Source organism: Collimonas sp. PA-H2 (genome assembly GCF_002564105.1).
Classification (GTDB): Bacteria; Pseudomonadota; Gammaproteobacteria; order Burkholderiales; family Burkholderiaceae_D; genus Collimonas.
In genome coordinates, this window is sequence record NZ_PDBX01000001.1 from 1,617,671 (window position 1) to 1,641,182 (window position 23,512).

At 58.2% G+C, this 23,512-nt stretch carries 23 protein-coding genes; 17 read left to right on the plus strand and 6 right to left on the minus strand.

The features are described 5' to 3' along the window. Positions 1 to 43: 43 nt before the first annotated feature. The 17 genes from BCF11_RS07255 to bfr all read left to right on the plus strand — a co-directional run bounded on the left by BCF11_RS07255 (position 44) and on the right by bfr (position 15,582). Positions 44 to 736, plus strand: coding sequence for a MotA/TolQ/ExbB proton channel family protein (locus tag BCF11_RS07255; protein WP_098494148.1), 693 nt, complete (start codon positions 44 to 46; stop codon positions 734 to 736). A 58-nt stretch (positions 737 to 794) separates the two neighbouring features. Continuing rightward, positions 795 to 1,226: a biopolymer transporter ExbD gene (locus tag BCF11_RS07260; RefSeq protein ID WP_098494149.1), complete on the plus strand. Its 432-nt coding sequence runs from the start codon at positions 795 to 797 to the stop codon at positions 1,224 to 1,226. A gap of 315 nt (positions 1,227 to 1,541) precedes the next feature. Further along, the gene (locus tag BCF11_RS07270; RefSeq protein WP_098494151.1) at positions 1,542 to 3,080 is read left to right on the plus strand and encodes a DUF535 family protein; all 1,539 of its coding nucleotides are present in this window, start codon (positions 1,542 to 1,544) and stop codon (positions 3,078 to 3,080) included. A gap of 281 nt (positions 3,081 to 3,361) precedes the next feature. Further along, positions 3,362 to 6,007, plus strand: a complete 2,646-nt coding sequence (gene leuS, locus BCF11_RS07275; protein ID WP_098494152.1) for a leucine--tRNA ligase — start codon at positions 3,362 to 3,364, stop codon at positions 6,005 to 6,007. 71 nt (positions 6,008 to 6,078) lie between these two features. Further along, positions 6,079 to 6,675: an LPS assembly lipoprotein LptE gene (gene lptE / locus BCF11_RS07280; RefSeq protein WP_233212406.1), complete on the plus strand. Its 597-nt coding sequence runs from the start codon at positions 6,079 to 6,081 to the stop codon at positions 6,673 to 6,675. A 21-nt stretch (positions 6,676 to 6,696) separates the two neighbouring features. Next, positions 6,697 to 7,716, plus strand: a complete 1,020-nt coding sequence (gene holA, locus BCF11_RS07285) for a DNA polymerase III subunit delta (RefSeq protein ID WP_098494154.1) — start codon at positions 6,697 to 6,699, stop codon at positions 7,714 to 7,716. Positions 7,717 to 7,770: 54 nt separating this feature from the next. Next, entirely contained in the window at positions 7,771 to 9,036 is a 1,266-nt protein-coding gene (locus BCF11_RS07290; protein WP_098494155.1) for a glutamate-5-semialdehyde dehydrogenase, read from the plus strand. A gap of 116 nt (positions 9,037 to 9,152) precedes the next feature. Continuing rightward, complete coding sequence (locus tag BCF11_RS07295; RefSeq protein ID WP_098494156.1) at positions 9,153 to 9,575, plus strand: CopD family protein; 423 nt, start codon at positions 9,153 to 9,155, stop codon at positions 9,573 to 9,575. A gap of 19 nt (positions 9,576 to 9,594) precedes the next feature. Next, positions 9,595 to 10,197 (plus strand): 2-hydroxychromene-2-carboxylate isomerase, encoded by a 603-nt coding sequence (locus BCF11_RS07300; protein WP_098494157.1) that lies wholly within the window; start codon positions 9,595 to 9,597, stop codon positions 10,195 to 10,197. Between the two features lie 169 nt (positions 10,198 to 10,366). Beyond that, positions 10,367 to 11,602: a class I SAM-dependent RNA methyltransferase gene (locus BCF11_RS07305; protein WP_098494158.1), complete on the plus strand. Its 1,236-nt coding sequence runs from the start codon at positions 10,367 to 10,369 to the stop codon at positions 11,600 to 11,602. Between the two features lie 348 nt (positions 11,603 to 11,950). Further along, the gene (gene hemP, locus BCF11_RS07310) at positions 11,951 to 12,148 is read left to right on the plus strand and encodes a hemin uptake protein HemP (protein ID WP_061946525.1); all 198 of its coding nucleotides are present in this window, start codon (positions 11,951 to 11,953) and stop codon (positions 12,146 to 12,148) included. A 92-nt stretch (positions 12,149 to 12,240) separates the two neighbouring features. Next, on the plus strand, positions 12,241 to 12,561 hold the full coding sequence (locus BCF11_RS07315; RefSeq protein ID WP_098494159.1) for a hypothetical protein: 321 nt from the start codon (positions 12,241 to 12,243) through the stop codon (positions 12,559 to 12,561). Between the two features lie 92 nt (positions 12,562 to 12,653). Then, the gene (locus BCF11_RS07320; RefSeq protein ID WP_061944299.1) at positions 12,654 to 12,884 is read left to right on the plus strand and encodes a bacterioferritin-associated ferredoxin; all 231 of its coding nucleotides are present in this window, start codon (positions 12,654 to 12,656) and stop codon (positions 12,882 to 12,884) included. A 23-nt stretch (positions 12,885 to 12,907) separates the two neighbouring features. Further along, positions 12,908 to 13,597, plus strand: a complete 690-nt coding sequence (locus tag BCF11_RS07325; protein WP_098497369.1) for an energy transducer TonB — start codon at positions 12,908 to 12,910, stop codon at positions 13,595 to 13,597. A gap of 67 nt (positions 13,598 to 13,664) precedes the next feature. Beyond that, the gene (locus tag BCF11_RS07330) at positions 13,665 to 14,402 is read left to right on the plus strand and encodes a MotA/TolQ/ExbB proton channel family protein (protein WP_098494161.1); all 738 of its coding nucleotides are present in this window, start codon (positions 13,665 to 13,667) and stop codon (positions 14,400 to 14,402) included. Further along, complete coding sequence (locus BCF11_RS07335) at positions 14,402 to 14,818, plus strand: biopolymer transporter ExbD (RefSeq protein ID WP_098494162.1); 417 nt, start codon at positions 14,402 to 14,404, stop codon at positions 14,816 to 14,818. The genes BCF11_RS07330 and BCF11_RS07335 overlap by 1 nt, the downstream gene beginning before the upstream one ends. Before the next feature lie 293 nt (positions 14,819 to 15,111). Next, positions 15,112 to 15,582 (plus strand): bacterioferritin, encoded by a 471-nt coding sequence (gene bfr / locus BCF11_RS07340; protein ID WP_098494163.1) that lies wholly within the window; start codon positions 15,112 to 15,114, stop codon positions 15,580 to 15,582. Between the two features lie 63 nt (positions 15,583 to 15,645). Here the strand turns inward: bfr and BCF11_RS07345 are convergent, their stop codons facing one another. The 6 genes from BCF11_RS07345 to ampD form a co-directional block, all read right to left on the minus strand. Beyond that, on the minus strand, positions 15,646 to 15,990 hold the full coding sequence (locus tag BCF11_RS07345) for a DUF167 domain-containing protein (RefSeq protein WP_098494164.1): 345 nt from the start codon (positions 15,988 to 15,990) through the stop codon (positions 15,646 to 15,648). Then, positions 15,987 to 16,529 (minus strand): YggT family protein, encoded by a 543-nt coding sequence (locus BCF11_RS07350; protein ID WP_098494165.1) that lies wholly within the window; start codon positions 16,527 to 16,529, stop codon positions 15,987 to 15,989. The genes BCF11_RS07345 and BCF11_RS07350 overlap by 4 nt, the downstream gene beginning before the upstream one ends. 358 nt (positions 16,530 to 16,887) lie before the next feature. After that, entirely contained in the window at positions 16,888 to 17,631 is a 744-nt protein-coding gene (locus BCF11_RS07355; protein ID WP_098494166.1) for a histone H1-like DNA-binding protein, read from the minus strand. A gap of 502 nt (positions 17,632 to 18,133) precedes the next feature. Continuing rightward, complete coding sequence (locus BCF11_RS07360) at positions 18,134 to 19,309, minus strand: ribonucleotide-diphosphate reductase subunit beta (protein WP_098494167.1); 1,176 nt, start codon at positions 19,307 to 19,309, stop codon at positions 18,134 to 18,136. 145 nt (positions 19,310 to 19,454) lie between these two features. Continuing rightward, positions 19,455 to 22,379, minus strand: a complete 2,925-nt coding sequence (locus BCF11_RS07365; RefSeq protein ID WP_098494168.1) for a ribonucleoside-diphosphate reductase subunit alpha — start codon at positions 22,377 to 22,379, stop codon at positions 19,455 to 19,457. Positions 22,380 to 22,868: 489 nt separating this feature from the next. Next, the gene (ampD, locus tag BCF11_RS07370; RefSeq protein ID WP_098494169.1) at positions 22,869 to 23,507 is read right to left on the minus strand and encodes a 1,6-anhydro-N-acetylmuramyl-L-alanine amidase AmpD; all 639 of its coding nucleotides are present in this window, start codon (positions 23,505 to 23,507) and stop codon (positions 22,869 to 22,871) included. Positions 23,508 to 23,512: the final 5 nt, after the last annotated feature.

Below are 23,512 nucleotides of genomic sequence, written 5' to 3' on the forward strand. Positions count from 1 at the left end.
GATGCTGCTGCCGTCATGACACTAATCTTCTCGGATCGACGCCATGGATCAATCTCTCGGACTAGCCCGTTACTGGGCGCAAACTGACGCCATCTCCCACTCGGTTGCCTATGTGCTGGTAATCATGTCGGTGGTCAGCTGGTTTTATATCCTGTCGAAAGCCTGGAGTTCGTGGCGCATCCGCCGCAGCGCCGCCGCGCTCGACGACTTCTGGCAGGCGCCGACGCTGGAAGTGGCGATTGCCGGCATCAAGCCTTTCGATTCCGAAAACGTCTTTTCGCCACTGGCCAGCCAGGCAGCCGACGCGGCCGCCATCAAACCGCCCGCCCCGGGCACTCCGGCGGCTTCCCTGAATGCCGCTTCCGATCCGGGCGAACTGATCACCCGCACCTTGCGCCGTGAAATCAATCGCGTTTCGTCGCGCCTGGAAAGCGGCCTGACCCTGCTGGCGTCGGTAGGCTCGACGGCGCCGTTCGTCGGCCTGTTCGGCACGGTCTGGGGCATTTACCATGCGCTGGAAGCGGTTTCGTCCAGCGGCACCATCCAGATCGACAAAGTCGCCGGTCCGGTGGGCGAAGCGTTGATCATGACCGCGCTCGGCCTGGTGGTGGCGATTCCGGCGGTGCTGGCGTATAACGCCTTTACCCGCGTCAACCGGATTACACTATCGGAACTGGATGCATTTGCGCATGACCTGCATGCTTACCTGACTACCGGCAGCCGGGTCGGCAAGTAATTCAACCCAGCCGGATAACAACAATCCGACAATCTATTTAACCGATTCGAGGCAAATCATGGCTTTTGGCGGCTTCAACGATAACCAGAACCAGGCGCCGATGGCGGATATCAATATCACGCCTATGGTCGACGTCATGCTGGTGCTGCTGGTGATCTTCATCATCACGGCGCCGCTCTTCACCCACGCCATCAAGGTCGACCTGCCCAGCGCGCAATCGGCGCCAGCGCCGGAAAAACCCGAGACCATCTCGCTCTCCATAGACCGCAGCGGCAAAATGTTCTGGAATAACGACCAAGTGAGCGAAAGCGAACTGGCCAACCGCATCGTGGCCTCGGCGCAACGGCAGCCGCAACCGGAACTGCAATTGCGCGCCGACAAGGATACCCGCTACGAAATCCTGGCGCAGGTGATGTCGCTGGCGCAAAACAACGGCCTGGCCAAGATTGGCTTTGTCACGGTGCCCTCCAAGAACGACGCCGCCAAGTAATCCCTCACACCGCTTTACACACTGAGATCTGGCCGCCCGGCCAACGCCCCCTCTGTATCTGTTTGTATCTGGCGCCAGCTGATTGCAGCCGCGCGCCTTGTCTTCGTGCGCGTTATTTCCTCAGCAACAATTTCCCCATAGAAACCCAATAATTTGCTTTGAATAGCACTGGATAGCACTTTTGCATGTAACATCATATTTTCATTTGTATCTTTATATGTCAACAAATTACAATAACAAATGATAGTAATAAATAATTTCAATCTGATAATTATTTCCGCATTGCCTCGCTACTTTTTTTGATCGCCCAAGCATATGACACTGTCCTCTTACAATCACCTGCTAGGGACGACCGGCCATCCCGGATTCATCGGCCTGCCCTTGCTGCTGGCGCTGACGATTGCCGAGTGGGGCGTGTATCTGGTGCCGACCAGCCTGCTGGCCCTGTGGATCAGCGGCGGCAGAGAAACCCGCATCACTTCCCTCAAGGCGGTAGTGACCATGGCGGCGGCCGTACTGGCCAGCAAAGCCGTTGCGCTGCTGTGGGCCGCTACGCAACCGGCGGTGGAAGACGGCGGTTATACCTACCAGCCCCAGGGCGAGCATTACCTGAGCCCAAGCGTCACGATTGCCATCATCCTGGCCACCGGCCTGACGCTATGGACCGCACGGGCCATCAAGATCAAATGGGTCGGCGTACTGCTGGTGATGCTGTCGCTCGCCGTCAGCTGGGCCAAGGTCTTTCTCGGCATGCACTATCCGCTGGATATCTTCGGCGCCGGCCTGGTCTCGCTGGCCATGATGCTGGCCATGAATTCGAAGTACGGCAAGATGGTCAGCGACGGCGCCGTCAGATTCATCAACAGCCGCCTGCAAAACCTGGCATTACTGTCGGAGCTGTCGCATTTTTTCTCAGCCCCGGCGACGCTGCACAAGCCTGGCCATCGCCATGGCCAGCAGCGCGTTACCTTGCTTAGCTGCCTGCAGCACTCGCCGCGCGGCTTGTCCTACTACGCCAAACAGATCAAGCTGAGCGCCCGCACGCTGCTGCACTACCGGCAAACCCGGCGCTGGCTGGCCTACTGGAACGCATCGCCGATGCACGCCAGCCTGGCGCAGGCGACGCCGCGGCTGCTGCAGAAAATCTACCGGCCATATCAATCGTTGCGCCTGCGCAGCGAAGAACGAATGGATCTCCTGGTAAGCCATTACAACTTTATTTTCCGGCAAGACCTCGCCGCCCTGGTGCTGCAGGCGGCAAAATCGCCGCTGTTGCTGGGCAGCTTCAGCGGCAAGTCCGGCGCCGTCTACGAGATCCGGCTGTCGGCGATCGCCACGCTGGACCGGGAAGGCGAACTGGCGCTGGACTTGTGCTGCGACCAAAAGCGCCTGTTCTCCGTTGCCTTCACTTTCCATGGCAATGAACTGCGCCCGGCTATCGGTATCGGTTGCCTGCAGGGGCCACGCGGCTGCGACGCCCAGGAACGCGTGCGCCACGCCACCCGCGACATGTTCGGCATGCGGCCTAAGGGCTTGATGGTGCGCCTGGTCAGGGAAATCGGCCGTGCCTATGGCTGCCAGCAGCTGATCCTGGTGGGAAACCAGAACCGGGTGATGTTCCATCAGGTGCGCACCGGCCAGGTTTTTGCCGATTATGATGATTTTTGGCAAGAAATTGGCGCCGTGCGCCGCGCCGACGGCGAGTACCAGCTCTGTTGCGACGACATTCCGCTGCCTAACCTGCAGGAAATTCCTTCCCACAAGCGCTCGGAAGCGCGCAAGCGCATCGATCTGACGGAACGCGCGGTACAGGCCGCATTAGGCGGCTTTTCCGGTAAATTCGAGCGCGTCTAGAGCCTCATGTTTCAGTCGCCTGCGTCAAGCGTTGCGTGACGCCGCGCGTCCCATGCGCTAAAGCGGCATCCGAACCAGTATAATCATCGGTTCGGGGTCGATGAGGCAATGTTTCGCGGATCGTGAAATACTGCCCCAGCCCAGCAAGCTCCCATTCCGAACCGCACCAAGAACGATCAGAAACGCCCCGCTCGTCCCGGCCTGCATTTCCGCCGACGGCATGGCAGTTCCTGACGCCGTTTGCAGTGCGGGCGGATAACATTCACTTTTTAGCTCCCGTCATGCAAGAAAAATACAGTTCAACCGACGTCGAAAAATCAGCACAAGACTATTGGCAATCCATAGACGCCTACAAGGCTGTCGAACATGCCAAGGACAAGAACGGCCAGGATAAAAAGAAGTTCTACGCCTGCTCCATGCTGCCTTACCCATCGGGCAAGCTGCACATGGGCCATGTGCGCAACTACACCATCAACGACGTCATGTACCGCTACCTGCGGATGAACGGCTACAACGTGCTGATGCCGATGGGCTGGGACGCTTTCGGCATGCCCGCGGAAAACGCCGCCATGGCTAACGGCGTGCCGCCGGCGCAATGGACCTATGCCAATATCGCGCACATGAAAAAGCAGTTGCAGGCGATGGGCCTGGCAATCGACTGGTCGCGCGAAATGACCGCCTGCACGCCTGAATACTACAAGTGGAACCAGTGGATGTTCCTGAAGATGCTGGAGCAAGGCATCATCTACAAAAAAACCGGCACCGTGAACTGGGATCCGATCGACCAGACCGTGCTGGCCAACGAGCAGGTGGTCGACGGCCGCGGCTGGCGTTCCGGCGCGCTGATCGAGAAGCGCGAAATCCCGATGTACTACGCCAAGATCACCGACTACGCCGAAGAACTGCTGGAGCACGTGGAAACCAAATTGCCCGGCTGGCCGGAACGGGTGCGCCTGATGCAGGCCAACTGGATCGGCAAGTCGACCGGGGTGCGCTTCGCCTTCCCGCACAAGATCGAAGAAGACGGCAAGCTGATCCAGGACGGCAAGCTGTGGGTATTCACCACCCGCGCCGACACCATCAAGGGCGTGACCTTCTGCGCGGTGGCGCCGGAACATGCGCTGGCCACCTTCGCCGCCAAAAGCAATCCGGAACTGGCTGAGTTCATCGCCGAATGCAAAAAGGGCAGCGTCATCGAAGCCGACATGGCGACCATGGAAAAGAAAGGTATGCCGACCGGTTTGTACGTGTCGCATCCACTGACCGGCCAGCAGATCGAAGTGTGGGTCGGCAACTACGTCCTGATCACCTACGGCGACGGCGCCGTGATGGGCGTGCCTGCGCACGACGAGCGCGACTTCGCCTTCGCCCAGAAATATGTTTTGCCGATCCGTCCGGTGATCGCGGTGGCAGGCAAGACCTACTCCGAAGAAAGCTGGCACGAATGGTATGGCGACAAGGAAAACGGCGTCTGCGCCGATTCCGGCAAATACGATGGCCTCAACTACCAGCAGGCAGTCGATGCGGTGGCGGCCGACCTGGCGGCGCACGGCCTGGGTGAAAAGAAGATCACCTACCGCCTGCGCGACTGGGGCATTTCGCGCCAGCGTTATTGGGGCACGCCTATCCCTATCATCCATTGCGGCGAATGCGGCGATGTGCCGGTGCCGGAAAAAGATCTGCCGGTGATCCTGCCAGAAGACTGCGTACCGGACGGCAGCGGCAATCCGCTCAACAAGCATGAAAAATTCCTGCACGTCGACTGCCCCAAGTGCGGCAAACCGGCGCGCCGCGAAACCGACACCATGGACACCTTCGTCGATTCGTCCTGGTATTACATGCGCTATTGCTCGCCAAAGAGCAACGACGCCATGGTCGATTCGCGCAACGATTACTGGATGCCGATGGACCAGTATATCGGCGGCATCGAGCACGCCGTGCTGCATCTGCTGTACGCGCGCTTCTGGACCAAGGTCATGCGCGATTTCGGCCTGATCAAGTTCGACGAGCCGTTCACCAACCTGCTGACGCAAGGCATGGTGCTGAACGAAACCTATTTCCGCGAAGAGGCCGGCGGCAAGAAGACCTGGCACAATCCGGAAGACGTCGACCTGACCTTCGACGACAAGGGACGGCCGCTGACGGCGATCCTGAAATCGGACGGCCAGCCGGTGGAAATCGGCGGCACCGAGAAGATGTCAAAGTCAAAAAACAACGGCATCGACCCGCAAGCCCAGATCGACCAGTACGGCGCCGACACCGCGCGCCTGTTCACCATGTTTGCCTCGCCGCCGGAACAGACCCTGGAGTGGTCGGGCACCGGCGTCGAAGGCGCCAACCGTTTCCTGCGCCGGGTGTGGGCCTTCAGCTATGCGCGCGCCGGCAGCATTACGCCAGGCGCTGCAGCGGATTTTTCGAGCCTGAACGACGTCCAGAAAACCTTGCGCCGTGAAGTCCACAAGATCCTGCAGCAGGCCGACCACGACCTCAAGCGCATCCAGTACAACACGGTAGTTTCGGCTTGCATGAAAATGCTGAACACGCTGGAAGCGGCCAAGCTCGACCAGTCGCCGGCCAGCTATGCGGTCCTGACCGAAGGCTTGTCGATTTTCCTGCGCGTGCTGAATCCGGTTGCGCCGCACATCACCCACACCTTGTGGCAAGAGCTCGGCTTTGCCGCGGTGTACGGCGACCTGCTCGACGCCAGCTGGCCGGAAGTCGACGCCAAGGCGCTGGAGCAGAGCGAGATCGAATTGATGATCCAGGTGAACGGCAAGCTGCGCGGCAGCATTACCGTCGCCAAGGATGCCGACAAGGCCAGCATCGAGGCAGCGGCGCTTGCCAATGAGAATGTGCAGAAATATCTCGAAGGCGCGCCCAAGAAAATCATCGTGGTGCCTGGAAAGCTTGTCAATATCGTCGCCTAGGCGATGGCCGTGGCCGGATCTGCGGATCCAGCCTGAATCTTGAAACAAGGAATGCCTGAATGCTGAACAGAATGTCTCTCACAATGCCTGCTTCCCGCAACTGGCTGCGCTGGCCTGTCGTACTGCTGATCACTGCCATGTTGTGCGCCTGCGGTTTTCACCTGCGCGGCTCGGCCAATCTGCCCTTCAGTTCGCTGTACATGACTTTCGCTCCTACTTCGCCCCTGGGAATCGAGCTCAAGCGCAATATCGTTGCCAGCGGCAATACTAAGGTGCTGCCGAAGCCGGAAGGCGCCGAAGTCACGCTGGGCGTGCTCAGCGAGACCCGCGAGAAAGTCATCCTGACCACCAACAGTTCCGGCCGTCCAAGCGAGTACATGCTGTACTACCGCCTGACTTTCCATGTCATTGATGCGCAAAACAAAGAATTGCTGGCGCCGACGCTGATCACGCTGAAACGCGACATCAGCTACAACTCGTCGCAGGAATTGTCCAAGGATGCGGAAGAAGTACTGCTCTACCGCGACATGCAATCCGACATGGTGCAGCAGATCCTGCGCCGCTTGGCCGCCATCAAGACGGCGCAGCCGACGCAGCCTGAAGCGGCGCCGGCTGCAACGCCGGACGTAGCGCCTGCAGCTGCTCCAGCTGCCGCGCCGGCCAAATAATCAGTTCAAAGGTAAAAGTGCATGCAATTGCGGTTTGACGCGCTCGACGGCCACCTGGGGAAGACCCTGGCTCCCTTGTATGTGATCACCAGCGACGAGCATCTGCTGGCGCTGGAGGCATCCGACAAGATACGCAAAAGCGCGCGCAGCCACGGCTGCAGCGAGCGCGATGTGCTGGTGGTCGACCGTAGCTTCAAATGGGGCGAGCTGCTGGCCGCCAACCAGTCGCAATCGCTGTTCGGCGACAAGAAGCTGATCGAATTGCGCATCCCCGGCGGCAAGCCGGGCAAGGATGGCGGCCAGGCCTTGCAAAGCTATACGGCGACGCTGAATCCCGACAACGTCACCATCATCAGCCTGCCCAAGCTGGACTGGGCCACGCAAAAGGCGGCCTGGGTCGCCAGCCTGCAACAGGCCGCGGTATACATTGATATCCCGCTGGTCGAGCGGGCGCAGCTGCCAAACTGGATCGGCGTCCGCCTGGCTGCGCAGCAGCAGAGCGCGGACCGCCAGTCGCTGGACTTCATCGCCGACCGGGTCGAGGGCAACCTGCTGGCGGCGCACCAGGAGATCCAGAAACTGGCATTGCTGCATCCACCCGGCAAGCTCAGCTTCGAACAGTGTCACGATGCAGTCCTCAACGTCGCGCGCTATGATGTCTTCAAGCTCAATGAAGCAATGCTGGTGGGCGATGCCGCGCGCCTGGTGCGCATGATGGATGGCTTGAAAGGCGAAGGCGAAGCCCTGCCGCTGGTGCTGTGGGCGGTTTCCGAGGAAATCCGCACCTTGCTGAAATTGAAATCGGCCGCCGCCCAGGGGCGCCCTATCCCGGCGCTGCTGAAGGAATATCGCATCTGGGGGCCGCGCGAACGCTTGATGGAGCCAGCGCTGCGGCGCCTGAGCCTGGCGACGCTGGAAGCGGCATTGAAAGATGCGGCGCAGGTCGACAAGATGGTCAAGGGCTTGCGTGCCAAGGCGTTCAGCGGCGATGCCTGGGATGCCCTGCTGCAATTAGGCTTAAAAGTTGCGCAGAGCGGTTGAACAAGGCAGTTAGGCAAGATACACGAATTGCAAAGAAGTTAAGAACATAGGCATATGGACATCCAACAATACATGACTGCAGTCGGACAACGCGCCCGCGCCGCATCGCGCGCCATGGCGCGCGCCGACACCGCTGTGAAAAACCGTGCGCTGACCCTGATTGCCGCCGCCATCCGGCGCGATGCCGAACTGCTGCGCGCCGCCAATCAGGCCGATCTGGCGGCCGCCCGCGCCAACGGCCTGGCGCCCGCCATGCTGGACCGGCTGACGCTGTCGGAGCAGGCCATCGCCACCATGATCGCGGGGCTCGAACAGATTGTCTCTTTGCCCGATCCGATCGGCGAAATTTCGAACATGAAGTACCGTCCCAGCGGCATCCAGGTCGGTCAGATGCGGGTGCCGCTGGGCGTCATCGGCATCATCTACGAAGCCCGCCCGAATGTCACGGTAGACGCCGCCGGCCTGTGCATCAAGAGCGGCAACGCCACCATCCTGCGCGGCGGCTCGGAAGCTCATCATTGCAACCAGGCACTGGCCAAGCTGGTACAGGAAGGCCTGGCCGGCGCCGGCCTGCCGCCGGATGCGGTGCAGGTGGTCGACACCACCGACCGCGCAGCCGTCGGCGCCCTGATCACCATGCCACAGTATGTCGACGTCATCGTGCCGCGTGGCGGCAAGGGCTTGATCGCACGCCTGATCGAAGAAGCCACGGTGCCGATGATCAAGCATCTGGACGGCATCTGCCACGTCTACATCGACGACCAGGCGGACCTGGCGAAAGCGGCAGACATCGCCTTCAACGCAAAATGCCATCGCTACGGCACCTGCAACACCATGGAAACGTTGCTGGTGGCGCGCAGCGTGGCGCCGCAAATCCTGCCGCAACTGGCCAGCCTGTACCAAGGCAAGCAAGTCGAATTGCGCGCTGACGCCGAAGCGCAAGCCATCTTGCAAGGCTACCCGCAGCTGAGCGCGGCCACAGAAGAAGACTGGCGCACCGAATACCTGGCGGCGATCCTGGCGGTGAAGATCGTCGCCGATGTCGATGAAGCCATAGCCCATATCAACACTTACTCGTCGCAGCATACCGACAGCATCGTCACGGAGAATCATTCGCGGGCGATGCGCTTCCTGCGCGAAGTCGACTCTGCCTCGGTGATGATCAATGCCTCGACCCGCTTTGCCGACGGTTTCGAATTCGGCCTGGGCGCCGAAATCGGTATCTCCAACGACAAGCTGCATGCGCGCGGACCGGTCGGCCTCGATGGCCTGACTTCGCTAAAATATGTGGTGTTTGGACATGGTGAAGTGCGCCAATAGTTTTTAAGACAGGTCTGCGAAAACACGAAAGGCACGAAAAATTCTTGTTCTTATTTTCGTGCCTTTCGCGTTTTCGCGGATTGCCCGATCATCAATGGTAAAAAAGGAAATCGTCCATGCTCTGGATCAAATCGCTGCATATCGTCTTCATCGCCTCCTGGTTTGCCGGCTTGTTTTACCTGCCGCGTATCCTGGTCAACCTAGCGCAGGAAACCAATCCGGCCGCTACCCAGAGACTGTTGCTGATGGCACGCAAGCTGTATCGCTTCACGACGATCCTGGCGTTCCCCGCGGTATTGTTCGGCGCCTGGATGTGGCTAGGCTACGGCATCGGCAAAGGCCCTGGCAATAGCTGGATGCACGCTAAATTATTCCTGGTAATCCTGGTGATCGGCTACCACCATGCCTGCGGCAGCCTGCTGAAGAAATTTGAAAAAGGCGCGAATGCACGCAGCCATGTATGGTTGCGCTGGTTCAATGAAGTGCCGGTTATCTTGCTGCTCGCTATTGTGATCCTGGTTGTTGTCAAACCGTTCTAACGCTACCCGAGGCCCTGTCATGAGCAAGCTCTGTGAATATTATTTCGCGCCGCATTCACCTTTCGCCTATCTGGGCCATGCCCGCCTGGTGGCGCTGGCCAAGCAATACGATGTCAAAATCATACTGAAGCCTTGCGACCTGTCCAAGGTGTTCAACACTTCCGGCGGCTTGCCGCTAGCCAAGCGGGCGCCTCAGCGCCAGGCCTACCGCCTGGAAGAGCTGCGGCGCTGGAGCGAATATCTGCAAGTGCCGCTGAATCTGCAGCCGACTTTTTTCCCGGTACAGAGCGACGACGCTGCAAAACTGATCATCGCCACCCAGCTGGCGCATGGAACAGATGCGGCCTTGGCCCTGACCGGGGCTATAATGCGGGCAGTCTGGGCGGAACAGCGCAATATCGCCGACAGCGCCACCCTGGCGGCGATCGCCTCGGAGCTCGGCCATGACGGCAAGACCTTGCTGAAATCGGCGGAAACCGCCAGCGTCCAGAGCGAGTTCGATCGTTTTACCGACGAAGCGATTTCCGCCAGCATCTTCGGCGCTCCCTGGTACGTGGTCGATGGTGAAGCGTTCTGGGGCCAGGACCGGCTAGATTTTGTCGAACGCGCGTTCGCCAGATAAATTGTTTCTATTAATAAGTAGTAAAGAGGCCTCGAAAAACCGTAGCGAGCGGCCCAGGGTCGGCAGGAGAAGCGCAGCCGTACGAAAGTACGGTGAGCATCGCAGTGCCGAGATTGGGCCGCGCAGTAGGTTTGTCGAGGTCTGATCGTCCACGGATAAAGGGATCCCCATGTCACACAAATCTACTGATAAACACTCCTATTTTTGCCCCTGCCCGCGTGGCCTGGAAGCCGCATTGGCGGAAGAGCTGGAGGAAATCGCCCAGTTCAGCGCCCCTGCGGTCACGCTCAAGGTGCATACCCAGGTGCCCGGCGGCGTGCATTGCTCCGGCTTGCTGAGCGATGCCTGGCGCATCAACCTGCATTCGCGCATCGCCAGCCGGGTGCTGCTGCGCCTGACGCATGGCGCTTACAAGAATGAAAACGATATCTACGACATGACGCTGGAACAGGAATGGGAAAGCTGGTTTCCGGTCAGCCATACCATCCGGGTCGATGTCACTGCCGTGAAATCGCCCTTGCGCAGCCTGCAGTTCACCACGCTCAAGATCAAGGACGGCATCTGCGACCGCTTCCGCGACCTGTGCAACGAACGGCCGTCGGTCGATACCGGCACACCGGACATGCGCATCGTCGGCTTCCTCGACGCCCACAACTTTACTTTGTACCTCGACACTTCCGGCGAAGCCTTGTTCAAACGTGGCTGGCGGGCCGAAACCGGCGATGCGCCGCTGCGCGAAAACCTCGCCGCCGGCCTGCTGCGTACTTCCGGCTGGAAGCCTGGCACGGTATTGTTCGACCCGATGTGCGGCTCCGGCACCATCCTGATCGAAGCGGCCCAGATCCTGGCCGGCATTCCGGCCGGCGCCCGCCGCCGCTTCGCCTTCGAAAAATTCAACGAATTCGAAAGCGAAAAATGGCTGGCCATCAAAGGCAGCTTCAAGCCCCATCCCCTGCCGACCACGCCGACCATTTTCGGCAGCGACATCTCGGGCGACATGGTGCAGATCGCGCTCAACAACCTGCGCAACGCCGGCATCCTGTTCGAAGTGCCGGTCAAGCAGATCGAAGCACAGGAAGTCAAGCCGCCTAGCGATGCCGAAGGCGGCATCATGCTGACCAACCCGCCGTATGGCGAGCGCATCGGCGTGCGTGGCGACAGCACCCTCAGCAGCGACGATCTGCTGACGGCCTTCTTCACCGCCTTCAGCACCACGCTCAAGCAGCGCTTTGCCGGCTGGAGCATCTTCCTGTTCTCGGCCGACCTCGGCCTACCCAAGCTGCTGCGCCTGAAAGAAGCGCGCAAGACGCCGTTCTTCAACGGCGCCCTGGAATGCCGCCTGTTCCGCTTCGACATGGTGGCCGGCTTCAACCGGCGCGAAGCGGCCAAGCCCAAGACTGAATGAGGCTGATCCCTGCCTAGGCGGCCCCACCTAGGCGGTCCCACCTGATTAGCAATTCATCATCAAACAAGCGCAATCTTTGCGCTTGTTTCACGTCCAGCCTGCCCCTTTGCTGCGAGCAGCAAATCCTCCGTCTCACCTGAAACTGCCAGACTCTGCTTTCCCCAGCCGATTTCACCCGCTACGCATAGCAACATTTCCGCCGTGCATCATGGTCAGCTCTTGTGCCGTATTGCCTGCCAAGCATCATTCTGTCGCGCAGCGGCACGCCACGCTAAAAGCGCTTGCATTCCCCGCGCAAGTAGCTAATAATACAAATACGAATTGTTCGCATTTACAGAAAGGACTATTATGAGCCACTCGATACGACGCGAAGCACATCTTGAAAAAGCCCCTGTGTCCAGCATCACGAAGTCAGTTGCATCTGCAGTCACGCGAATCAAGAGCCAGGATCTGTTCAAGCAAATGCGCGAGCTTGAAATCGATCACGGCGGCAGAATTTATAAACTCAGGCTAACCCAGCTGAACAAGTTGATCCTGACTGCTTAAGCAGCTCAACAGGCAGTCTTATCCGCCATAACTTGTGAAGCCCGCCTGCATCATACGGAAGCCAGCCAGCGAGTCACTATAGGAGTTACTTGATGGTCTCTGAGAAAATCAATCCGGCTTTCATAGAGCCCAACGGCGCCCCGGCGCAGCCGGAACTGCTGGTCTCGGCGGTGCTGCACCTGATGTCGCAGTACACGACCAGCAGCCAGGAAGCCAGCGCTTGCGTCAAGTTGGCCTCGGTGATCGAGCGGCATTTGAAGGCGCTGGCCGATCTGCCGAACCTGGCGCCGGTGCTGCGCGCTACCTGCCTGCAGTTGTCAGAACAATGGGGCACGGTGGTGGAAAGCACCATGCCGGCGCCGGAAAAATACAATCTGTTCAGCAGGTTGGTAGCCGCAAACCGCTTGTGTTAGAGAAGTACCGATAAACCATAAGGCCGCGATGACATCTTTGTCGGCCGACTTTTATTTTTAATCTGCCTCTCACTATGGCAGTAGGATGCAAAATGATTGTTTGTGTATGCAACAACGTCTCTGATAGAAAGATCCGCCAGGCGGTCGATTCGGGCATGTCTTCCATGGCCGAGCTGCGCGAAAACCTGGGGATTGCCACCTGCTGCGGCAAGTGCCATACCTGCGCCAAAAGCGTATTGCGCGAGTGCCTGGATAACAAGGCGCCCGCGGCCCTTCGTCACGTTCACGCCATGGTGTTCCAGCAAAACATACAAGCCGCTTAATGCCGGATGGGATGAGCGCAGCCATGTCGTCAGCAGCAATCAGTTACCCTGCGCTTGCATGGAAAAAAGTCAAACGCATCGGTCCCCTTGGGACGATTCTGCTGCTCCACGTCGCCTTCTTCTGGGCGCTGGAAAGTGGCCTGATTCACCAGGCTGCGCAAGCGATGCCCAAGGAAATCTTCGCCAGTTTCATCACGCCGGAAAAGGCCCCTGAGCCGATGCCTCCCAAGCCACAGCCGGCGCCGCCGAAGACCGTCGCCGTAGTAAAGAAAAGCATCACGCCTCCACGCCCTGCGCCAGTAGTCAACAATACTCCCTCGGAAACCGCGATTTCAGTACCTGTAGCGCCACCACAGCCGCCACAGCACGAAGAAGCTCCCGCCGCCGCCCCGGCGCCCGCTCCTGCACCGGTAGCAGCGCCGGCACAGCCGCGCACCATTACCTCAGGCGTGGAATACCTCCAGCCGCCCGACGTCAAATATCCAGCGATTTCCAAGCGCATGGGTGAAGAAGGCAAGGCCGTCATCCGCGTCCTGATCAATGACAAGGGCCGCGCCGAGCGGGTCGAGGTGCAGAAATCGTCCGGCTCCGGCCGTCTCGACGATGCGGCCAAGCAAGCCGTGATGCGCGCCTTGTTCAAGCCCTATATGGAAGACGGCAAGGCGCTACCGGTATTCGCCATCGTGCCCATCAATTTTCAGTTATCCAATTAATCAAAGGCCCTGCCTGGCGCAGGGCCGATGCAGCCGCACTTACATCACAGATACAAGGGAGTTCATCATGGAAGCAAGTCCATACGGATTAGAGGCGCTCTGGGGCCAGGGCGATTTCGTCATTAAAAGCGTGGCGGTGCTGCTGGTCGCGATGTCGATTGCATCGTGGTACGTGATACTGACCAAGGCATTGCAGATCCTGCGCTTCCAGCGCGCCGCGCATGCCGCCGGCCACCAGTTCTGGGACACCACCAGCCTGCCGGAAGGGATTGCCACGCTGGGCACCGAGAATCCGTTTGCCGAAGTAGCGCAGGCCGGCGTATCTTCGATGCGCCATCACGCCGCGCACAAAGGCCATCTGCACGACCAGTTGTCGGTCAGCGACTGGGTCACGCTGTCGCTGCGCCAGGCGATCGACGAAGTTTCCGGCAAGCTGCAGACCGGCATGGCGGTGCTGGCCTCGGTTGGTTCGACCGCACCGTTCGTGGGCTTGTTCGGCACCGTCTGGGGCATTTATCACGCGCTGGTGTCGATCGGCACTTCCGGCCAGGCCAGCATCGACAAGGTTGCCGGTCCGGTCGGCGAAGCGCTGATCATGACCGCGCTCGGACTGGCGGTGGCGATTCCGGCGACCTTCGGCTATAACGCCCTGGTGCGCGGCAATAAGACGATTATCGCCAAACTGAATAAATTCGGCTTCGACTTGCATGCGCTGTTTGTCACCGGTTCCCGCTCCAGCAGCGAAGTGGACAATCACAGCGCTTCAGGCAATGGCGCCAAGCTGGTCGCCGTGAAAGGCGCATGATGGGCATGGGTTCCCTGTCCGATTCGGACGACGATTTCAATCCGGAGATCAACACCACCCCGCTGGTGGACGTGATGCTGGTGCTGCTGATTATCTTCATCATGACCATCCCGGTGATGAACCACGCGGTGAAGATCGACCTGCCACGCGCGACTAACCAGCCGGACCAGACCAAGCCGGAAAACATCAATCTGTCGATTGATGCCGACGGCAAGCTGTTCTGGAACGAAGAAGCGGTTGACCGCAATGAACTGACTGCGCGGATTGCGGCAGCGGCGCAAAAGCAGCCGCAACCGGAGCTGCATTTGCGCGCGGCGCGCACCGTGCAGTATGAAAAAGTCGCCCAGGTGATGGCCGCCGCCCAGTCCGGCGGCCTCGGGAAAATCGGTTTCGTTACCGAGCCCGACGCCAAGTAGACCGGCCCTACCCGGCTGCCTGTATCCGATAGAGCCTGCCATGGTTTCATGCGCAGGCTCTATTTACATGGGCCGCTGCCGAGAACCTGCCGACAATCAGGTAGATGCACAAATCACAATGAAAATGATTCGCGCTATCTAATGATGAAAAAGCTTTTTGCTTGCGCTATCATGGCTGCGATTTCGGTTGAATTTCGGTTAAACACCGCTCCGATCGCGTGAGAAGCCGGCATAAATACTGATTCCCCCTTTATCGCCGCTCCACTCTGCCCCAACATCATAGCGAGGTCCCCATGCAAGGCGAAAAACAAATCATCACGCTGCTCAATGCGCAGCTGACCAACGAACTGACAGCAATCAACCAGTACTTCCTGCACGCCCGCATGTACAAGCACTGGGGCCTGGAAAAGCTCGGCAAGAAAGAATATGAAGAATCGATCGGCGAAATGAAACACGCCGACAAGCTGATCGACCGCATCCTGATGCTGAACGGCTTGCCGAACCTGCAGGCGCTGCACAAGCTGATGATAGGCGAATCGACGCCGGAGATGCTGCAATGCGACCTGAAGCTGGAGCAAGGCGCGCAGAAGACCGTCAAGGAAGGTATCGCCGCTTGCGAAAAAGCCGGCGACTATGTCTCGCGCGAGCTGTTCAAGGAAATCCTGGAAGATACCGAAGAGCATATCGACTGGCTGGAGACCCAGCTCGACCTGATCGACAAGGTCGGCCTGCAAAACTATCTGCAAAGCCAGATGGACGCCTGAAAATACTTGCAGAAAATGTAAAACGGCTTCCGACATAGTGGCGGGAGCCGTTTTTTTTCGTGCCTACGCCGCCGCGGCCAGCAAGCTGCGCACCACGCCATCCACCGTCAGTTGCGTCCCGCTCAGCTCGACCAGTTTTTTCTTGCTGGTCTGGCCGTGGGTGATGTTGATCCGGCTGCGCGGCAGGTCCAGCAGCTCCGCCAGGAAACGGATCAGGGCTTCATTCGCCTTGCCTTCAATCGGCTGCGCCTGCAGGCGCAGCTTGAGCACGTCTTCCAGCGGGCCGATTACCTGGCTTTTCTTGGCATTGGGCGTCACCTGCAGCGCCAGGCGCACGCCGCCGGCTATCGGCGAGCACCAGGCAGCATCCTGCCCGGCAGGCGTGCCAGCGCCGGCGCTGCGGCTCATGCCACTATCGAAATCAGATAAATCACCAGCAGATGCACCACCCTCAAGAGTATCAGGGCCGCTAGCGGCGACAGGTCGACGCTGCCGACCAGCGGGATAATCCGGCGCAAGGGACGCAGCAGCGGTTCATTCAAGGCCCGCACGAACGGCGCCAATGGAGCATGCGGATTCACCCAGCTGAAAACCGCTTCGATGATCAGCAATGCAATCAAGCCGTAGAAGACCCACTGGAAAAACAACAATGCCGACAGACTGAAGATCAGGGAGGCATTGAACGCCGAGCGCACGCCTAGCTCCAGCAGGATGCAGGCGACAGCCACCAGCACCGCGCCGATCAGGCTGGCCCAGTCGTAGCCGCCGACCCCTGGCAGCAGCCGGCGCAACGGCTTTACCGCCCAGTCAGACAGCGTAAAGATGAACTGCGCAAGCTGCTGTGGGGGACGCACGCGCACCGCTTGAATCCAGAAGCGCAGCAACAGGACGCCGCCGAGGACGCTAGCGATGGTTTCGATAATCAAGCTAAAGATATTCTGCAACACGACGTGTTTCCTTTTCCAGATGGAGCAATGATTTTGACTTGCTGGCGGCGGCGCGGGCTGGACCACCCAGCCAATATACTAGAACTCATTTGATAAATCTTGGCGATATGCGTTCTCCTGAACAGTTGAAGCAGGAGAGATAGTTTGCAATCGGGAAGAAAGAATACCGCAACTCAGGGGGAAGCATACTTGCTATGGCAGCCCCGGTCGCAGTCGGGACTTGCTGAAGACCAAATCGCATGGGAACGGGTCCTCAATACTTGCGCGCACCCCGCAAAAATAAAAACCCGCTGGACAGCGCTAGGCTGTACAGCGGGCGATGCATCCGGGTTTAATCAGATGCGCTGGCAAACCCTGATTACGGGCGTGTGCCAGTTGGGAATGGCCAAGCTGCTGCCGGGTTCAGCACCGTTGTTGCTGCTGCTGGCGCTGCTGCCGGCTTGGCTGCTGGCTTCTTGGCTGCAGGTTTCGCTGCGGCCTTTTTAACAGCTGGCTTAGCTGCAGCTGGTTTCGCTGCTGCTTTAGCTACCGGCTTTTTTGCTGCTGGCTTAGCCGCGACTTTCTTAACTGCCGGCTTTTTGGCCGCTGGTTTCGCTGCTGCTTTAGCTACCGGTTTTGCTGCTGCTTTCTTAGCTACTGGCTTTTTGGCCGCAACAGCTTTCTTAGCAACCGGCTTCTTGGCTGCTGGTTTTGCTGCTGCTTTCTTAGCTACTGGCTTTTTGGCCGCGACAGCTTTCTTAGCAACTGGCTTCTTGGCTGCTGGTTTTGCTGCTGCTTTCTTAGCTACTGGCTTTTTGGCCGCGACAGCTTTCTTAGCAACTGGCTTCTTAGCTGCTGGTTTTGCTGCTGCCTTGGCTTTAGCTACCGGCTTTTTCGCTACAGCTTTCTTAGCAACCGGCTTCTTGGCCGCTGGCTTAGCTGCTGCTTTCGCTGCAGGCTTGGCTGCTGCTTTCGCTACCGGTTTCTTTGCTACAGCTTTCTTAGCAACTGGTTTCTTAGCTGCTGGTTTTGCTGCTGCCTTAGCTGCGACTGGCTTCTTAGCCGGAGCTGCCTTCTTCGCAGCGGGTTTCTTCGCTGCGGCTTTCTTTGTTGCTGTTGCCATTTTGTTTCTCCTTCACGTGATGGAAAAAATCAAGCTCCAAGTTGGAAACCCGACGAACCCATCGCGATGGGAACGGCGGATTATTCATCGGCGCAATCAACTCTGCTTGCGCTAATGAATTCGGCACCAGCTGAACTGCTCCATCCCCTCATTGATGCAGCACTTCAGCCATTATCGGCCAGGGTCTTTTCGCCAGTTCCAAGACTGGGGAGAAGGTCTTCGCAACACCTGTCGGCGGCGATCCCTAACCAAAAAAACGCCAGCGGCTAGGCCGGCGTCGGAATTCTGTTACAAAAATTTTTAGATTTTTCCAAAGAAAACGCCGCCAAACCCGATTGAATCGGGGTAAGCGGCGACAACAGATAAGTACGTTTCTGTCTTTGGTTGTTCATTAAGTTTGGAAATCACCTTTCAGTTTGCAGACTTTTTTATGTACTAAGCGCTGCAGGTCTCCTCACCTCATCCATCCACTACATTAATTCTTGTCCGAGATCTGAAGCCTTTATTCCCAGTTCAGTGCACCGCCGGTTTGATATTCGATTACACGAGTCTCAAAAAAGTTGCGTTCTTTTTTCAGATCGATCATCTCACTCATCCAGGGGAAGGGATTTTCTTCCTGAGGGAACATCGGGTCCAGTCCGATCTGTTGCGCGCGGCGATTTGCGATGAACCGCAAATACCCTTTGAACATTGGCGCATTCAAACCGAGCACTCCACGCGGCATTGTATCCTCTGCGTAGCGATATTCCAACTCCACTGCGCTTAAAAACAACGCTTTAATTTCATCGCGGAATTCGGGTGTCCACAAATGCGGGTTTTCCATCTTGATCGTGTTGATCAAATCGATCCCGAAATTGCAGTGCATCGACTCGTCGCGCAGAATGTATTGATACTGTTCGGCGGCGCCCATCATCTTGTTCTGGCGGCCCAGCGCAAGGATCTGCGTGAAGCCGACATAGAAGAAAAGACCTTCCATGATGCAGGCAAACACGATCAGCGAGCGCAGCAGTTTCTGGTCGTTTTCAGTAGTGCCGGTCTTGAACTCGGGATCGGTCAGCGTATTGATGAAGGGGATCAGGAACTCGTCTTTGTCGCGGATCGATTTGACTTCGTGGTAGGCGTTGAAGATTTCCGCCTCGTCCAGGCCTAGCGATTCCACGATGTACTGGTAGGCATGGGTGTGGATCGCTTCTTCAAACGCCTGGCGCAGCAGGTACTGGCGGCATTCCGGCGCAGTGATGTGGCGGTAGGTGCCAAGCACGATATTGTTGGCCGCCAGCGAGTCGGCGGTGACGAAGAATCCCAGGTTGCGCTTGACCAGGCGGCGTTCGTCGTCGGTCAGTCCGTTCGGGTTCTTCCACAGCTCGATATCGCGCTGCATGTTGATTTCCTGCGGCATCCAGTGGTTGGCGCAGCCGGCCAGGTACTTGTCCCAGGCCCATTTGTACTTGAACGGCACCAGCTGGTTGACGTCGGTGTGGCCGTTGATGATGCGCTTGTCGGCAGCATTGACGCGATGGGTGGTGTCGACCACAGGCGCTGCAGCCGCCTGACCCATCAATGCCGGGTTGAGAGCAGTATCGGACATTTGCGGGCGGGCCGAGGGGACAAACCCTGGCTGTGCCGACGGGGTACGAGGAGCGGGCGCCGAACTTTTTTCTTCATCCCAGGAGAGCATTCTTTATTCCTTTATCTTTCGTAGGGTGGGCGCTGTGCCCACGCGTGGTGTCAAATCCGTCACCAGGTTTGTTGCGGTAACGCGTGGGCAAAACTTCCTGCCCACCCTACTTTCTTTGCAAATGTTTCGTTTTATCTAAACAGTATTACTGGCAAGCTTCGCATTCCTCGAATCCTGGATCGCCAGGACGCATGGTGCATGCTGGGCCGTCCAGTTCCTGCGGCGCTGCTTCCACTGCTGCAGTGCCGTAAGTCGCCGCCGCGCCACCGCTCATGCCGCCGTCTACCGCCACCGCATTCAGTGCACCGGTTTTCGAAGTCGACTTCTCGGTATGCGTTGCGCCGATGGTACGCAGGTAGTAGGTGGTCTTGAGGCCACGCAACCACGCCAGCTTGTAGGTTTCATCCAGCTTCTTGCCGGATGCGCCTGCCATATAGATATTCAGCGACTGTGCTTGGTCTATCCATTTCTGGCGGCGCGATGCAGCTTCCACCAGCCAGGACGGTTCAACTTCGAAGGCGGTTGCGTAGATGTCGCGCAGATCTTGCGGAATGCGGTCGATCTTGGCCAGGCTGCCGTCGAAATACTTGAGGTCGGAGATCATGACTTCATCCCACAGACCGCGCGCTTTCAAGTCACGCACCAGGTATGCATTGATTTCGGTGAACTCGCCGGACAGGTTCGATTTCACGTACAGGTTCTGGTAAGTCGGTTCGATACATGCCGATACACCGATGATGTTCGAGATCGTCGCTGTCGGCGCAATCGCCACGCAGTTCGAGTTTCGCATGCCGAATTCCTTGATGCGGGCACGCAACTGAGTCCAGTCCAGCGCTTCCGACATGTCGGCTTCGAGGTAGCCGCCACGTTCTTCCGCCAGCAATTTCAGGGAATCCTGCGGCAGGATGCCACGATCCCACAGGGAACCGCGATAGCTGCTGTAACGGCCGCGCTCTTCCGCCAGTTCGGTCGATGCCCAATAAGCGTGGTAGCAGACTGCTTCCATCGAGGTATCGGCAAATTCAACCGCTGCTTTCGAGGCATAAGGCATGCGCATCATGTGCAGGCAATCCTGGAAACCCATGATGCCGAGACCAACCGGACGGTGCCGCAGGTTGGAATCGCGCGCCTTCTTCACTGCATAATAGTTAATATCGATCACATTATCCAGCATGCGCATCGCAGTATTGATGGTTTTCTGCAATTTGGCATGATCCAGCTGGCCGTCTTTCATGTGCGCCGGCAGATTTACCGAGCCCAGATTGCAGACCGCGATCTCGGATTCATTGGTGTTCAGCGTGATCTCGGTGCACAGGTTGGAGCTGTGAACCATGCCGACGTGCTGCTGCGGCGAACGGATGTTGCATGGATCCTTGAAGGTAATCCATGGGTGGCCGGTTTCGAACAGCATCGACAGCATCTTGCGCCACAGGTCGAGCGCCTGGATCTTCTTGAACAGGCGCAGCTCGCCGCGGGCAGCCTTGGCTTCGTAGCCGGTATAAGCTGCTTCGAAGGCCTTGCCGACCTTGTCGTGCAGGTCCGGTGCATCGCTTGGCGAGAACAGGGTCCACTCGCCCTTTTCCATCACGCGCTTCATGAACAGGTCCGGAATCCAGTTGGCGGTGTTCATGTCGTGGGTGCGGCGGCGGTCGTCGCCGGTGTTTTTACGCAGGTCGAGGAATTCCTCGATATCCATGTGCCAGGTTTCCAGGTAGGCGCAGACCGCGCCCTTGCGCTTGCCGCCCTGGTTGACCGCCACAGCGGTATCGTTAACTACTTTCAGGAACGGCACCACGCCTTGCGACTTGCCGTTGGTACCCTTGATATGGGCGCCCAGCGAACGCACCGGCGTCCAGTCGTTGCCAAGGCCGCCGGCATATTTCGCCAGCAGGGCGTTTTCCTTGATGGCTTCGTAGATGCCGTCGAGGTCATCAGCCACCGTAGTCAGATAGCAAGACGACAGCTGCGAGCGTTGGGTGCCCGAGTTGAACAGGGTCGGCGTCGAGCTCATGAAGTCGAAGCTGGACAGCAGGTTGTAGAACTCGATGGCGCGCGCTTCGCGGTTGACTTCGTTCAATGCCAGGCCCATCGCCACGCGCATGTAGAAAGCCTGCGGCATTTCGATGCGGATATCGCGCACGTGCAGGAAATAGCGGTCATACAGCGTTTGCAGGCCGAGGTAACCGAATTGCAGGTCGCGCTCGGGCTGCAGGGCTTCGCCCAGTATGGCCAGGTCGAACTGGGCCAGCTTGGCATCCAGCAGATCGGCTTCAATACCCTTTTTAATAAATTTCGGGAAATATTCAAGATATTCCGCCGGCGCATCGGCTTGCGCCACTTCCTTGCCGAATACTTCCTTGCGGATGGTGTGCATCAGCAGACGCGCGGTGACCGTGCTGTAGGCAGGATCTTTTTCCATCAGCGCACGGGCAGCCAGGATCGCCGACTTGTGCAGCTCTTCCACCGGCACGCCGTCGTACAGGTTCTTGACTGTCTCGGCCAGGATAGCTTCGGCGTCGACATGCTTTTCCAGGCCGATACAGGCAGCGGTAATCAAGTCGCGCACCTGGTTCATGTCCAGCACACGGCGCTGGCCGTCTTCGGTGACAAACAGTTCCGCGCCGCCGGCCACTGACTTGGCTGCCGGCTGCTGCTGCGAACGCTCTTCCATGCGCTTGGCGCGATACAGCACGTAGGCACGCGCCACATCGTGTTCGCCGGAGCGCATCAAGGACAGTTCGACCTGGTCCTGGATATCTTCGATATGGAAGGTGCCGCCGTTCGGCTGCCGGCGCACCAGGGCGGCGACAACGTTGGAGGTCAGCTGCTCGACCAGTTCGCGCACCCGCGCCGAGGCCGCGCCCTGGCCGCCGTTGACAGCGAGGAAGGCCTTGGTGACGGCGATCGAGATCTTGGATGGCTCAAAGCCGACCACGGCGCCATTGCGCCGGATAATTCTGTAGTCGCCAAAACTGCTGGCTACCTTGACGGGAGAGCCGCTACCGGTTGCTGACGGAACACCAGCAACTTCGGCTGATGATTTAACGGAAATTTCTTGAGTAGATTGCACTGAGCCTCCCGAGACTGTGAAAGCAGACGAACTCATTACGCCTGCTGTTATTAATTAGAACCGTGGAACCGTTGATGGTTCAGATATCGCTGCTTCTTACTGATTCTTGCTGATTCTTGCTACTTCTTGCTGTTCCTACATCCGTCATTGCGCTGTCGGCGAGCTCTCCGCAGGCGTTCATGACTGATGCCCAAAACTGGATAACACGAGAAAATTTAGCGTTAAAAAGGGGTACGCGATGACCAACAATCAATGACCGACAACAAATCCAGAGGCCGCTTAGCAGCCTGTCCGACACCTGCATTCATACTGATATGAGTACAAAAACAAAACACCACAAAGTGGACAGACCATGCAAAACAAGCCAATGAAGAGATACAAAAAAACACTACATATAGTTTTCTGGATTTGATTTTTACTAATTGTAGTACCTAGACCCTGCCGATGCAATCCAAAAGTAGGATCTTTTTATATTCAAAAAGAGACTATTTAATTGACTTTTTTTGCTATGGCAGGAAAGCGCAAAGGCTGCTTGCCGGAGATTTCCGGCACATGCCCGGCTAAGGCTTGCTGGTATTGGGTCCAGTCAAAAAACGGACCCGGGTCGGTCTTTCTGCCCGGCGCGACATGCTCATGTCCGACCACTGCAGTCAGCGCATAACGTAATTGCAACGCATGGGTCAGCGCAGCCAGCGCACTATATTGCATCACGGAAAACTCTTCGAAATCGGTCCCTTCCAGCTCGATCCCGATCGAGAAATCATTGCAGCGTTCACGCCCTTCGAAACTGGAAACGCCGGCGTGCCAGGCGCGCTCATTGGCAGACACGAACTGGATCACGCCGCCGTCGCGCACAATCAGGAAATGGGATGAAACCCGCAGCGGCCGCAGCTGTTCGAAATAAGGATGCGCATCATACGCTAAACGGTTGCCGAACAGGTCGGCAATATACGGACCGCCAAACTGTCCAGGCGGCAGACTGATGTTATGGATCACCAGCAGATCGATGACGCTGCCGTCCGGCCGGGCATCGCAGTTAGGCGACGACTGGCGCACCACTTCATCGGGACGGCACCAGCCGTCGGCGCCGACTTCGAAGTAGGGGTGAAGCGTACTCTGCTCCGTCATTGTTA

Bases quoted from the DNA above. Each gene is read 5' to 3' on its own strand.
- BCF11_RS07255 (WP_098494148.1), top strand. From the start codon at position 44: ATGGATCAATCTCTCGGACTAGCCCGTTACTGGGCGCAAACTGACGCC.
- BCF11_RS07260 (WP_098494149.1), top strand. From the start codon at position 795: ATGGCTTTTGGCGGCTTCAACGATAACCAGAACCAGGCGCCGATGGCG.
- BCF11_RS07270 (WP_098494151.1), top strand. From the start codon at position 1,542: ATGACACTGTCCTCTTACAATCACCTGCTAGGGACGACCGGCCATCCC.
- leuS (WP_098494152.1), top strand. From the start codon at position 3,362: ATGCAAGAAAAATACAGTTCAACCGACGTCGAAAAATCAGCACAAGAC.
- lptE (WP_233212406.1), top strand. From the start codon at position 6,079: ATGTCTCTCACAATGCCTGCTTCCCGCAACTGGCTGCGCTGGCCTGTC.
- holA (WP_098494154.1), top strand. From the start codon at position 6,697: ATGCAATTGCGGTTTGACGCGCTCGACGGCCACCTGGGGAAGACCCTG.
- BCF11_RS07290 (WP_098494155.1), top strand. From the start codon at position 7,771: ATGGACATCCAACAATACATGACTGCAGTCGGACAACGCGCCCGCGCC.
- BCF11_RS07295 (WP_098494156.1), top strand. From the start codon at position 9,153: ATGCTCTGGATCAAATCGCTGCATATCGTCTTCATCGCCTCCTGGTTT.
- BCF11_RS07300 (WP_098494157.1), top strand. From the start codon at position 9,595: ATGAGCAAGCTCTGTGAATATTATTTCGCGCCGCATTCACCTTTCGCC.
- BCF11_RS07305 (WP_098494158.1), top strand. From the start codon at position 10,367: ATGTCACACAAATCTACTGATAAACACTCCTATTTTTGCCCCTGCCCG.
- hemP (WP_061946525.1), top strand. From the start codon at position 11,951: ATGAGCCACTCGATACGACGCGAAGCACATCTTGAAAAAGCCCCTGTG.
- BCF11_RS07315 (WP_098494159.1), top strand. From the start codon at position 12,241: ATGGTCTCTGAGAAAATCAATCCGGCTTTCATAGAGCCCAACGGCGCC.
- BCF11_RS07320 (WP_061944299.1), top strand. From the start codon at position 12,654: ATGATTGTTTGTGTATGCAACAACGTCTCTGATAGAAAGATCCGCCAG.
- BCF11_RS07325 (WP_098497369.1), top strand. From the start codon at position 12,908: ATGTCGTCAGCAGCAATCAGTTACCCTGCGCTTGCATGGAAAAAAGTC.
- BCF11_RS07330 (WP_098494161.1), top strand. From the start codon at position 13,665: ATGGAAGCAAGTCCATACGGATTAGAGGCGCTCTGGGGCCAGGGCGAT.
- BCF11_RS07335 (WP_098494162.1), top strand. From the start codon at position 14,402: ATGGGCATGGGTTCCCTGTCCGATTCGGACGACGATTTCAATCCGGAG.
- bfr (WP_098494163.1), top strand. From the start codon at position 15,112: ATGCAAGGCGAAAAACAAATCATCACGCTGCTCAATGCGCAGCTGACC.
- BCF11_RS07345 (WP_098494164.1), bottom strand. From the start codon at position 15,990: ATGAGCCGCAGCGCCGGCGCTGGCACGCCTGCCGGGCAGGATGCTGCC.
- BCF11_RS07355 (WP_098494166.1), bottom strand. From the start codon at position 17,631: ATGGCAACAGCAACAAAGAAAGCCGCAGCGAAGAAACCCGCTGCGAAG.
- BCF11_RS07360 (WP_098494167.1), bottom strand. From the start codon at position 19,309: ATGCTCTCCTGGGATGAAGAAAAAAGTTCGGCGCCCGCTCCTCGTACC.
- ampD (WP_098494169.1), bottom strand. From the start codon at position 23,507: ATGACGGAGCAGAGTACGCTTCACCCCTACTTCGAAGTCGGCGCCGAC.